General features: G+C 38.5%; 11 protein-coding genes and 1 tRNA gene. 2 read left to right on the forward strand and 10 right to left on the reverse strand.

Features of this window, described 5'->3' with window-relative positions; translation table 11 throughout:
* Nucleotides 1-87 precede the first annotated feature (87 nt).
* The 4 genes from infB to L659_RS0119665 all read right to left on the reverse strand — a co-directional run bounded on the left by infB (nucleotide 88) and on the right by L659_RS0119665 (nucleotide 5,126).
* Nucleotides 88-2,748: a translation initiation factor IF-2 gene (gene infB / locus L659_RS0119650; protein WP_007585504.1), complete on the reverse strand. Its 2,661-nt coding sequence runs from the start codon at nucleotides 2,746-2,748 to the stop codon at nucleotides 88-90.
* Nucleotides 2,749-2,773: 25 nt separating this feature from the next.
* Nucleotides 2,774-4,273 (reverse strand): transcription termination factor NusA, encoded by a 1,500-nt coding sequence (nusA, locus tag L659_RS0119655; RefSeq protein WP_007585502.1) that lies wholly within the window; start codon nucleotides 4,271-4,273, stop codon nucleotides 2,774-2,776.
* A gap of 39 nt (nucleotides 4,274-4,312) precedes the next feature.
* Nucleotides 4,313-4,768: a ribosome maturation factor RimP gene (rimP, locus tag L659_RS0119660; protein WP_002958482.1), complete on the reverse strand. Its 456-nt coding sequence runs from the start codon at nucleotides 4,766-4,768 to the stop codon at nucleotides 4,313-4,315.
* A 281-nt stretch (nucleotides 4,769-5,049) separates the two neighbouring features.
* Nucleotides 5,050-5,126: transfer RNA gene (locus tag L659_RS0119665), tRNA-Met, on the reverse strand.
* A 430-nt stretch (nucleotides 5,127-5,556) separates the two neighbouring features.
* Here L659_RS0119665 and L659_RS0119670 point away from each other — a divergent pair.
* Both L659_RS0119670 and L659_RS0119675 read left to right on the forward strand, forming a co-directional pair.
* Nucleotides 5,557-6,018: a globin domain-containing protein gene (locus L659_RS0119670; protein ID WP_010554682.1), complete on the forward strand. Its 462-nt coding sequence runs from the start codon at nucleotides 5,557-5,559 to the stop codon at nucleotides 6,016-6,018.
* A gap of 192 nt (nucleotides 6,019-6,210) precedes the next feature.
* Complete coding sequence (locus L659_RS0119675; RefSeq protein WP_024591624.1) at nucleotides 6,211-7,767, forward strand: cryptochrome/photolyase family protein; 1,557 nt, start codon at nucleotides 6,211-6,213, stop codon at nucleotides 7,765-7,767.
* A 60-nt stretch (nucleotides 7,768-7,827) separates the two neighbouring features.
* Here L659_RS0119675 and L659_RS0119680 read toward each other — a convergent pair whose 3' ends face one another.
* The 6 genes from L659_RS0119680 to L659_RS0119705 form a co-directional block, all read right to left on the reverse strand.
* Nucleotides 7,828-8,274: an Hsp20 family protein gene (locus L659_RS0119680; RefSeq protein WP_024591625.1), complete on the reverse strand. Its 447-nt coding sequence runs from the start codon at nucleotides 8,272-8,274 to the stop codon at nucleotides 7,828-7,830.
* 229 nt (nucleotides 8,275-8,503) lie between these two features.
* On the reverse strand, nucleotides 8,504-9,034 hold the full coding sequence (locus tag L659_RS0119685; RefSeq protein WP_007585494.1) for a peroxiredoxin-like family protein: 531 nt from the start codon (nucleotides 9,032-9,034) through the stop codon (nucleotides 8,504-8,506).
* Between the two features lie 112 nt (nucleotides 9,035-9,146).
* Nucleotides 9,147-10,544: a sigma-54-dependent transcriptional regulator gene (locus tag L659_RS0119690; protein WP_081709172.1), complete on the reverse strand. Its 1,398-nt coding sequence runs from the start codon at nucleotides 10,542-10,544 to the stop codon at nucleotides 9,147-9,149.
* Between the two features lie 9 nt (nucleotides 10,545-10,553).
* Nucleotides 10,554-10,928, reverse strand: a complete 375-nt coding sequence (locus L659_RS0119695) for an Hpt domain-containing protein (RefSeq protein WP_024591627.1) — start codon at nucleotides 10,926-10,928, stop codon at nucleotides 10,554-10,556.
* 108 nt (nucleotides 10,929-11,036) lie between these two features.
* Nucleotides 11,037-11,849, reverse strand: coding sequence for a putative bifunctional diguanylate cyclase/phosphodiesterase (locus tag L659_RS0119700; protein WP_231388455.1), 813 nt, complete (start codon nucleotides 11,847-11,849; stop codon nucleotides 11,037-11,039).
* Between the two features lie 427 nt (nucleotides 11,850-12,276).
* Nucleotides 12,277-12,567, reverse strand: a complete 291-nt coding sequence (locus L659_RS0119705; RefSeq protein WP_024591629.1) for a hypothetical protein — start codon at nucleotides 12,565-12,567, stop codon at nucleotides 12,277-12,279.
* Between the last annotated feature and the right edge of the window lie 211 nt (nucleotides 12,568-12,778).

Consider the following 12,778-nt stretch of genomic DNA (forward strand, 5'->3'; position numbering starts at 1 on the left):
GGGGGCTAAGCCCCCATTTAAAATCTTAGCGTAGGGTGTGTAGAACGTCCGGCGTTAACCTGAGCGTTCAATACTCCCTAGTAACAATTATAGAGTACGTTGTACTTCAACTGTTTCGAATACTTCGATTTGGTCACCAACACGTACGTCATTGTAGTTCTTAACGCCGATACCACATTCCATGCCGTTACGAACATCAGCAACATCGTCTTTAAAGCGACGAAGTGACTCAAGTTCACCTTCATAGATAACAACGTTTTCACGTAGTACACGGATTGGAGCGCTACGTTTAATAACACCTTCAGTAACCATACAACCAGCGATTGCGCCAATTTTTGGAGACTTGAATACGTCACGAACTTGAGCAAGACCAATGATTTCTTGTTTAAACTCTGGCGCTAGCATACCTGACATTGCTTGTTTAACTTCGTCAATCAAGCTGTAGATTACGCTGTAGTAACGTAGGTCTAAGTTTTCAGTCTCGATAACTTTACGAGCTGAAGCATCAGCACGAACGTTAAAGCCAACTACAATTGCGTTAGACGCTGCAGCTAGTGTTGCATCAGTTTCGGTAATACCACCAACACCTGAACCAACAATCTTCACTTTCACTTCATCAGTAGAAAGTTTAGTTAGTGAATCAGAGATTGCTTCGATAGAACCTTGAACGTCTGCTTTAAGTACCACGTTAACTTCAGAAACATCGCCTTCAGTCATGTTAGTAAACATGTTTTCAAGCTTAGCTTTTTGCTGACGTGCTAGTTTAACATCGCGGAACTTACCTTGACGGTATAAAGCAACTTCACGCGCTTTACGCTCATCTTTAACTACAGTCGCTTCGTCGCCTGCAGCTGGAATACCAGAAAGACCTAAAATCTCAACTGGAATAGATGGACCAGCTGACTTAATGTCTTTACCGTTTTCATCGCGCATTGCACGAACACGGCCATACTCAAGACCACATAATACAATGTCACCTTGGTTAAGCGTACCAGATTGAACAAGTACTGATGCTACTGGACCACGGCCTTTATCAAGACGAGATTCAATAACAACACCAGCCGCCATACCTTCAGTAGGTGCAGAAAGCTCTAAAAGTTCAGATTGGTTCAATACTGCTTCAAGAAGGTCGTCAATACCTAAGCCAGTTTTAGCTGAGATATGAACGTACTGCGTATCGCCGCCCCATTCTTCTGGAATAACGTCTAGTACAGCAAGTTCGTTTTTAACACGATCTGGATCTGCGCCTTCTTTATCCATTTTGTTTACTGCGATGATTAAAGGAACGCCAGCTGCACGAGCATGCTGTACCGCTTCTTTAGTTTGTGGCATAACGCCATCATCTGCTGCAACTACTAGGATTACGATATCAGTCGCTTTAGCACCACGAGCACGCATTGAAGTAAATGCAGCATGTCCTGGTGTATCTAAGAAGGTGATCATGTGACCGTTTACATCAACATGGTATGCACCAATATGCTGTGTAATACCACCGGCTTCGCCAGAAGCAACCTTCGCAGAACGAATGTAATCAAGAGTTGATGTTTTACCATGGTCAACGTGACCCATTACAGTTACTACTGGAGCACGTGGCTCTGACTTACCATCTTCGTGGCGGTCATTAAGTACTGTTTGCTCTAATTCGTTTTCTTTAACAATGATAACCTTGTGACCCATTTCTTCTGCAACTAATTGTGCAGCTTCTTGGTCAATCACTTGGTTAATAGTAACCATGTCACCCATTTTCATCATTGTTTTAACAACTTCAGCGCCTTTAACGGCCATGCGTGATGCAAGCTCAGCTACTGTAATTGTTTCGCTAATACGCACTTCGTTTTTAACATCAACAGTTGGTTTTTGGAAACCATGTTGTAATGATGCAGGTGCTTTTAACTTAGACTTGTTACGGCCTCTTGACGCTGCAAATTTATCTTTTGCTGGCGCTTTTTTCTTTTTCTTAGCACGGCGTGTACCTTGCTCATCACGAGCATCGGCAACATCTTCTGCTTCACGTGCATAAGTAGAAGTCGTAAGATGGTGATCCGCTGTTTCTTCGCGTTTCTTACGTTCTTCTTCTTCTTTCTTCCAGCGTGCCGAGTTTTCTTCAGCTAGCTTTCTTGCTTCTTCTGCTTGACGTTTCGCTTCTTCTTCAGCTTTCTTCAATGCGGCCTCTTCTGCTTCTTTTTGCAGACGCTCAGCTTCTATGCGATCTTTCTCAGACTTAGCACTTTGCTCTGGGGTCATCTGCTTTTGTTTCGCTTTACGCTCTGCATCAGCTTTGCGTTTAGCTTCTTCTTTGGCTTTACGGTCGGCTTCTTCTTTCGCTTTGCGTTCTGCCTCTTGTTTCGCTTTTAATTCTGCGGCTTCTTGGTCAGCTTTTTGCTGCTCTTCAAGACGCACTTTTTCTTCAGCAGCTAAGCGAGCTTGCTCTTGTTCTTGTTCCATTGCGCTTTTCTTCACGTAAGTACGTGTTTTGCGAACTTCAACTTGAACATCTTTTGCTTTACCAGTAGAGCCCGTAACACTTAAAGTGCTTTTGCTCTTACGTTGTAAAGTCATACGCGCTGGGCCATCTGAACCTGTACCGCCATGATGCTTGCTTAAATGATCAAGTAACGTTGCTTTTTCAGCTTCTGTTACGTTATCAGTTGCTTGCTTGGTGATACCTGCTTGTGAAAACTGCTGTAGCAATTTATCAACAGTCGTACCTATATCGCCGGCTAGTTTTTCAACATTTACTTCTGCCATAGTGTGTAATACCTCCGTTAATAAATTACTCGTCTGCAAACCAACAAATGTTTCGTGCAGCCATAATCAGTTCACCCGCTTTTTCAGATGAAAGTTCTGTGATATCAACTAATTCGTCAATACCTTGTTCTGCCAAGTCTTCAAGTGTAACAACACCCTTGCTTGCCATAACAAATGCTAAGTGACGCTCTAAGCCTTCAAGCGCAAGTAAGTCTTCAGCTGGCTCTGCGCCATCTAAGCTTTCTTCCGTTTTAAGTGCTTTAGTTGTCAATGCATCTTTTGCGCGTGAGCGCAGTAAATCTACAGTCTCTTCATCAAGACCATCAATTTCTAAAAATTCAGACGCTGGTACATACGCCACTTCTTCAAGTGTCGAGAAACCTTCGTTGATAAGTAATGATGCAAACTCATCATCAATTTCTAAATTTTCAGTGAATAAGTTAAGTAACTTATCAGATTCAGCTTCATTTTTAGTACGCATGTCCTCAACAGTCATTACGTTTAGTTCCCAGCCAGTTAACTGACTTGCTAAACGAACGTTTTGACCATTACGACCAATTGCTTGCGCTAGGTTATCTGCTTCTACAGCGATATCCATTGAGTGAGTGTCTTCATCCATTACGATTGAAGCAACTTCTGCTGGCGCCATTGCATTGATAACAAATTGTGCCGGGTTGTCATCGTAAAGTACGATATCAACACGCTCACCGCCAAGTTCTGACGATACAGCCTGAACTCGTGCGCCACGCATACCAACACATGCACCAATTGGGTCAATGCGTTTGTCGTTAGATTTAACAGCAATTTTAGCGCGTGAACCTGGATCACGTGCTGCTGCACGTAATTCAATCATCTCTTCGCCAATTTCTGGCACCTCAATGCGGAATAATTCCATTAGCATTTCAGGTTTAGAGCGCGTTACAAATAATTGTGCACCGCGTGCTTCAGGCTTAACTTCATATAAAAGACCACGGATACGGTCACCCGGGCGGAAGTTTTCACGTGGTAACATGTCATCACGGTAAATTACCGCTTCTGCGTTGTTACCTAAATCAAGTACGATTGCATCGCGAGTTGCTTTTTTAACAACACCCGTTACCAGCTCGCCTTCTTGATCTTTATATGCTTCAACAACTAAAGCGCGCTCAGCTTCACGTACTTTTTGTACGATAACTTGCTTAGCCATTTGTGTTGTAATACGGTCAAATTTGATTGAGTCGATTTGCTCTTCAACATAATCACCCATTTGCAAATCAGGTTCTTCAACCTGTGCTGCTTCTAGAGTGATTTCGCTGTATGGGTTCTCTAAAGAACCATCTTCTAATACAGCGGCAATCTGCCAACGACGGAACGTATCGTAATCACCGGTTTTACGGTCAATTGCTACGCGTACTTCAATTTCGCCATCGTGTTTTTTCTTTGTAGCTGTCGCTAAAGCGAACTCTAGAGCTTCAAAAATCTTTTCTTTTGGAACCGCTTTCTCATTGGAAACGGCTTCAGCAACCAATAATATCTCTTTTGCCATGGGTAATGCCTCGCTTGCCCTATTCCTTCGCACTCGAATTTAAAACTTCGCGATTAAATTCGCACGTTCGATGTTACTAAGCATGATCAGATGCTCTGCACCATCGCTAGATAGTGTGATCATATCGCTGCTAACTGCTACTAAGTCGCCTTTAAAATTACGACGACCATCCTGTGGAAGTTTAGTACGCACGCGTACTTCCTCTCCTTGCGCCTGCTCGTAGTGATCTTGTTTGAATAATAGACGATCAACACCAGGAGACGATACTTCCAAATCATATTCATTTGTAATTGGGTCTTCGACGTCTAAAATCGCACTAATTTGGCGACTTGCATCCGCACAGTTATCAACTGAGATCCCATCCTCATGAGCAATATATACTCTTAAGGTAGAATGGCGACCCGCTTGCACAAATTCAAGACCATGCAATTCAAAGCCTAACATTTCTACCGCAGGCGTTAACATGGTTACTAAATCTTGTTCAAGTTTTGTCACGAAAATCCTCCATACAAACAAAAAAAGGGCTTATAGCCCTAAAATACTGAGTTTAAGTTTTAATTTGATGACAATTGCCACAAATCGCAAGGTGCAGATACAACAACGCCCCGAACCAAGCGGGGCGTCACACCAATAAAGCATAAAACTGTGTGGCCTAGGGCCAAGCTTGGTTGCGAGTCAGTAAACTGACCTAATTAAACTACATAGTCTAAAACGCAAAACGCGCATTACTTAGAATGCGCGATATAAATTAGTAAGGTAATACCTACTAGTAGAATTGGTTGCGGGAGCCGGATTTGAACCGACGACCTTCGGGTTATGAGCCCGACGAGCTACCAGACTGCTCCATCCCGCGCCAATAGATATCAAACTTTAAATTTAATATCGCTGTTAGCTGTTTTACAACATGCTAAACAATGGCAGCTATTATAAGGATGTACGGGATGATTAGCAACTATAATACGCAATTAGTTTATAAAATTTCCAATTCGTCAAGATGCTAATTTAATGTATATATAAGTAACATAAGTAATCAATCAATTTTATAAAATGCTGTATCTAAATTATTAAATATTACAGCTTATTATTTTTGAGTGAAAATCAAACAAACTAAATTTGAGCTACCTTAGTACCTTCTAGATGCTTACAATTTACCAGAAAATAAATTGATATAACTAAAACCCATACTTTAACACTAAAAAAACGTGCAGAATTTTATCTGCCCGCTATAATCAATTTTATGCCACTTAATAATAATAGTTATTACTCACTGCAGCGAGATAAAAATGAACCAACAACAATCAGCATTGTTAAATAACTTAACAATTATTAAGCCAAATTTTCATGCATTCACGGCTCGATTTCACAGTAAATTGGCTGAATCTAGCATTGAAATGAATTACCCAACAGCCTTACAATTTAACGAAAAGAGTTTTACCCTTTTTTGTGTGTTAGAACGAATTGTTAAACATTTAGATAAGCCAGCATCGGTAGCTCCTTTTTTAGCACATCATTTAATGTACCTAAAAAAAAGCAGTGTTTCACAAAATGACATTGCACTATTATCTGATGCGTTTTACGAAACCCTTAAAGAGCACCTTGGTAAACACTTTACTCCTGAGAGCCAGCTCGCTTGGAAAAAAGCCCTTAAATATTTTGAAAACTTTGCCAGCAATATTCTATTTAATGTATCTAATGTGGTTTCGTTACAACAAAAAATGCAGCAAAAGCAAAGTAATAAAATTTAAATATACAATTTTTAGGGGTGGCAATTTAACTTACTTAACCTCCCCATTAATTAAACTCATTTGCACACCATGGTTCAACACGCCTTTATTGCCTTGATAATCGGTTAAGCCTTTTTGCTCTATTCTCTCGTAGTTAAATAGTAAAACGATCCTTTAATTAAATACGTCCGTATAAAAAAATTTGGCTTTACTATGACCCATCACAAAACACTCAGACTAATACTAGGCGATCAGCTAAACCCATCTCATTCATGGTACAAACAAAAAGACGACGATACGCTTTACCTCATCGCAGAGCTAAAACAAGAAACTGACTACGTTAAACATCACATTCAAAAACTGTGTGCTTTTTTTAATGCTATGGAAAACTTTGCAACTGCATTAAACACGGCTGGTTTTAATGTTTTGTATTTAACACTTGATGATACCAATGACGACAAATACTTGATTGAATTACTCAAGCGAGTTGCCGATAAATACCAATGCGACTCTATTGAATATCAATACCCTGACGAGTTTAGGCTAAAATCTCAATTAGCTAAGTTTAAAAGTGATAGCTCATTAAATGTAATTGCTACAGATACTGAACACTTTTTATTACCGTTCACCGATATAAAAACACGCTTTACAAAAAACAAGCATGTAACAATGGAGCACTTTTATCGTGCTATGCGTAAGCAATTTAATATATTAATTGATGATGCAAAGCCAACTGGTGGCAAATGGAATTTTGATAGTAATAATCGTAATAAATTTTCCAAAAAAGACTTAGCCGACATCCCAGAGCCTAAGTTATTCAATACTGATGTTAGCAGCATTATCTCTCGTTTAAATAAACACAACGTCGCTTATTTGGGTGAAATAAATCAACATTCACTGGAGTGGCCAACAACTCGTAAACAAGCGATTGAATCTCTTGAATACTTTTGTGAGCACTTACTTAGTCGCTTTGGTCACTTTCAAGATGCGATGACAGATCAAAGTAAAAACAATACCAGCCTGTACCATAGCCGTTTATCGTTTGCCCTAAACGCAAAAATACTCCACCCGTTATATGTAATCAAACGTGTAATAAGCGAATACGAACAAAGACCCAATGAAATATCCCTCTCGCAAGTAGAGGGCTTTACTAGGCAAATATTAGGCTGGAGAGAGTATGTACGTGCCATTTATTGGATTAACATGCCCGACTACGCAGTTAAAAATCAGCTACAAGCCAAAAATAAACTGCCATCTTATTTTTGGAACAGCTCTACAAAAATGAATTGTCTAAGCCACTCACTCAAACAAAGCCTTGAAACCGCTTATGCCCATCATATTCAGCGTCTAATGGTTATTGGGAACTTTTGCATGCTTACAGGTATTAACCCTGATGACGTAGACAACTGGTACTTAGGCGTTTATATAGATGCCATAGAATGGGTAGAAATGCCCAACACTCGAGGCATGAGCCAGTTTGCCGATGATGGAATAATTGCAACAAAACCCTATGCTGCAAGCGGTAACTACATTAATAAAATGAGCGATTACTGCAAAAGCTGTCAGTACGATGTTAAACAAAAAGTAGGAGATAAGGCCTGCCCGCTAAATAGCTTGTATTGGCATTTCATGAATAGACACAGAGACAGGCTAGAGAAGAATCCACGTATTGGTATGGTATATAAAAACTGGGATAAACAAGATAAAACACTTCAAGAACAAACGCTGCAACAAGCAACCTACTACCTTAATAATTTAGAAGCGCTTTAAGTAAAAAAACCGCCTCAAATGAGGCGGCTAAATAATCAGGGGAATATGTACTTTAGAAGACTATTTACCTTCTATTAGATTGCTATTACCAATTTCTATTTTACGTGGTTTAAGTGCTTCAGGAATTTCACGCTGTAACTCTATGCTCAATAAGCCGTTAGCTAAATCGGCACCAAGTACTTTTACATGGTCTCCAAGCTGAAACTTACGTTCAAAGTTACGCTCTGCTATACCTTGATGAATAAACTTACGTTCATTATTTTCATCTTTATTAGCTTTAATACCTGCAACTTTTAATGTGTTGTTTTCTGACTCAATGGTCAATTCACTATCACTAAAACCAGCAACGGCCATAGTGATTCTGTATTTGTCTTTATCGAGTGCTTCTATATTGTAAGGAGGAAAACTCGACTGCTTGTCTGTATTAGCTGCCGCATCCATAAGTGATGCTAAATGTTCGAAGCCGATAAATGAACGATAAAGTGGTGATAAGTCTACTGTACGCATAATAATATCCTCATATTTAAGCGATATTTTGCATGTGCTTTTCTATTGAACAAGCTCAAGCAAAGTTTAATTAATAATATAAATTTCAATTGTTTAAGTTTAATTTAGGACCCATCAGGCGTCCTACTTAACTATATATGGACGGTAAAATTGTTTTCAAGTAAATTTATTAAAAATAAATAAAAAAGGCACTGAAGAGTGCCTTTTTTGAAACCATGTAAAATGAATACTATTTAATAAATGTGCCCCGGATTGGATAGTCGTTTTCTCTTGAAAACTTAATCCCACCTAGCAGTTGCTCTAAATCAGGACGAACAAACGGGCTGTTTGATATATCGACCATTTGAAGCTGATTTTTTTCATTAAGCACATAAATCCCTGGTTCAGCAAATGGATGATCAGTTTCTGCACCACTGCGAGGCTCGCTAATATGTAGCCCTAAATCAGTCATTTGTTCGATTGTTAAACCATAGTAAATTGGGAAGTTAATATCTATTTTTTCAAGATGTTTATTAAGCTGCTCATGGCTATCACCACTTACTGCAACCACTTCAACTCCAGCCTCTTTAAAGTCTTTATGAACTTTAGCAAGCTCGTTGAGTTGCGCAGTACATTTAGGGCAGTGCTGGCCTCGATAAACAACAATCATTTTCCACGGAGAGTCACTTATTCTGTCAACTAAATCTACCTTTTTCTCATCAACATCACTCACTACTAGTGATGGCATAATATCCGCAGGTTTTAAACTAGTGTTACTCATTGCGATCTCCTTTTACTATTTCAGATTAAAAATTAATTTTGCTCTTACACATAGAGTTTAGGGTAACTTTTATTAATTCAACCTAAAATTGCAATTAAAATCTATTAAAGCTTTAAGACCATCCCTTTATTTTTCTATAAATGGTAGATGCACTTACCCCTAAATAAGCAGCAGCAAGAGGAATGTTGTCTTCGCAGCTTTTGATTGCGTTTTCAATAGCCCTTTTTTCAACTTGCCATAATGGTTCTATATCGTGAACCGACATAGGAGATAATTGAACACTCTGATCGTTTGTATTGTGAATTGACTTAGCTGAGCTTGAGTGTTTTACAGCGCCTAGACCAAATGAATTTGGTAGCATATCTCTTTCTATTACATCGCCATCATTAATAACGACTGTATTTTCAATTACATTTTGCAGTTCGCGTATATTTCCTGGCCAATCGTAATTACAAAAAAGCGCCTTAACTTCATCAGAAAAGCCAATAAAATGTTTAGCGTTGCTATCGCTTTTTTGTTTTAAAATATACTCAGCGAGCAGTAAAATATCGTTTCCGCGCTCCCTTAAAGGCGGGAGCTTTACGGGGATAACATTTAAACGATAATATAAATCTTCTCTAAAGCGCCCTTCTGCTACCTCTATTATTGGATTTCTGTTGGTTGCACATACCAAGCGAACATCGCTGTGTAATACCTCGCTGCTACCAACCTTGCTAAATATGCCGGTTTGTAAAAAGCGTAATAACTTAGCTTGTAAGTTAAGCTCCATTTCACATAGTTCATCTAGAAATAACGTACCGCCGTTGGCCACTTCAACAGCGCCCTTTCGATCGCTTAACGCCCCACTAAACGCACCTTTAACATGACCAAAAAATTCAGACTCAAATAATTCGGTTGGTATAGCGGCGCAGTTTATTGCAATAAAAGGACCTTGGCTGCGAGGGCTCGAATCATGAAGGGTTTGTGCGCATACTTCTTTACCGGTTCCACTTTCACCTGTAATAAATACGCATGCTTTGCTTCTAGCTGCGCTATCTAGCAATCTAAAAACGGTTTTCATTGCGAGTGATTCACCAACAAAATCTTGGCTTTTATCACTGCTTTCAACCAAAGGTTGTACTTTAGTTTGCTCTTTGGGTGTTAACGCACTTTCTACTGAGCTAATAAGTCGCTGACTTGTGAAGGGTTTTTCTAAAAAGTCAAAGCCACCTAAACGCATAGCTTCCACTGCAATATCAATAGAACTATTTGAGGTGATCATGACTACATTAGCAGGATTTTTTTGTTTATTTACAAATTGTAAAACTTCAAGCCCACTTATATCAGGCAAACATACGTCTTGTACTATCACCGCAGGCATTTTTTCTTTAATACCGACCAACGCAGAATACCCATCTGCGAAATGCTTACATTCAAAACCTACTTGCTCTAGCTGACTTGCGTACAAAGCACCACTTGCGATGCTATCTTCAACTATATAAACAAGACCTTTACCCATTATATCTGACACGGCTTTCTCCTAGATAGCTATACTCTTACTCATTATTTGATATGCATCTCGGGTTTTATCCAAGTTATGCTTAATAACAAGCGCTGCGTGCAAATTTTCTTCTGTGGTTGGTGGTGGTGAATCGTGTAACTGTGTTGCCAATGCAGCTAAAGGAGCGGCTCCATATAAAGCAGCTGAGTTTTTCAAAACATGCATTATTTCTCTAATTTTTATAATATCTGCATTACTAATTGCCGTATCTAATTGGTTTGCCATAGTAACTAATTCATCGATAAATAAGTTTACTAATCGGGCTAAAACGCTTATTCCAACATCCTTTTCAAGTTGAATTAAAACGTTTAGCTCAGTAATACTTTTATCGATAAACTGCTCTGATATAGGCATAAATAACCTTTGTGTAAGTTAAAGCTTCGTACACTAATAAAATGTAAGAGTTGTAGTTTAAGAGTAATTTATTTTTTGCATTTTGCAAATCAAAATGAATATAAACAATTACAGAGCCCAGGTATCAATACTTTTTGTTAATGTTTGCGGTTTATCGAGCAAGTACCCCTGAGCAATATCACAACCAAGTTGTTCTAATATTTGTAATTGCTCATTCTCTTCAATACCTTCTGCTACAGTTTGTAAGCCCAATCGTTGAGCCATCGCAATAATTGCACTACATAACGTAAAGTCTTCATTATTAGTTGCAATACCACTTACAAAACTGCGATCAATTTTTAAACCATCAATATCAAATTGACGAAGTAGACCTAAAGACGCGTACCCAGTGCCAAAATCATCAATCCACACCTTTACGCCTTCTTTATGGAAGTTTTCAAACGCCTTAGCTATTTTATCAGGGCTATGAATGAGCGCTGTTTCCGTTAATTCAACTTTAATGGCTTGTGGTGGTATTTGGTGCTTTTCTAGCAAAGCCATTACTTTTGAAAACACATCACCATCTAAAATTTGTACCGGTGAAATATTTAAAGAAACAGCAATATCTGTCATACCAAAATGTCGCATCTGTTTTAGATCAGACAAACATTGCTCAAAAATCCAGTCACCTAATTCTAAAATCATTCCCGATTGCTCTACATGCGGGATAAACTCATCAGGGCCTACAATACCAAAGCGCGGTGATTGGCACCTTACTAGCGACTCAAAGCCGACCAACTTTCCCGTTCCTAATGATACAAGCGGTTGATAAACCATTTTAAAATAATTATTTTGCATTGAATCAGACATGATTCTTTCTAACTCATGCCATCTTGCGAGATTGACTGGGCTTTCCGATTCTAGGTATTTAAACGCACTCATGATTTTGCTCCGTTTTTCACTCTTAGTGACTTATTATAATGAGTAGCAATTTACAGGCCATTTTAAATGTGGAAAAATAGAAATAAAAACCAATAGATTCAGGCGGTTAAATTGGAAGGTTAAAAGATTTTAGTTCTCCCACTTTATTCGCATTTTGCAATTCAGTTTGCTATGCACCTAAATTGGCAAATGAGCGCTTAATCGAGCCTATAAAGCACAGATAAGCCAGTTAATAGCTGCTACTAAAGCTAGTGTTAGCAATTGTAGGTGAGAAAAGAGAAAGCTTTGATAAAACTCTGTCTAAGTTAAGCACAATCTAAATTTAAAAGCATATAGCTAATTTTATAGGGAGGGATAGAAAGTTAAAACGGTGGTAGGAACATAAAAAAACGCAGGCAACTATAAATAGTTACCTGCGCAAAAGTCTCTAGTTTGAAAGAGTGTCATTATTTTCGTTTTTAGGAGCAGTTACATGTTGTGCATAGTTAGTATTTTGCGAGTCAAATGTATTACTCATCAACTGTGCGTTTTCAACATCAGCTTGTGTAAAAGTAATTGGCTGTATATCTGCCAACGGTTCAATCGAATCGCTACCTCGTAAAACTGTAATACCTATTATTAAAGTGGCAACAAGCAAAATAGACAAAACCATAATTTCAGGTGTTAGTACCCAATTGTTACCTTTAGGCTGTTGTTTAGCTTTTGTGTTTGTTTGCATTTTGCACCCCTTAAAATTTAACTAAATTCGTCTTGATTTGATATTTAATATGTTGCGAAAGCCGTGCCAACTAAACAAAAACAAACGAAAGATAAAATAAACAACAAAATCAAAGTATTAAAAAAATTAAAAATGTAATTTAGAATCCAAAAATAATTCGTAACGTTGTATTTTTATTTTGAATTGCAATTTGCGAATCAAATTGAAAAAC

It is taken from the genome of Pseudoalteromonas sp. S8-8, from assembly GCF_000497875.1.
GTDB lineage: Bacteria > Pseudomonadota > Gammaproteobacteria > Enterobacterales > Alteromonadaceae > Pseudoalteromonas > Pseudoalteromonas arctica.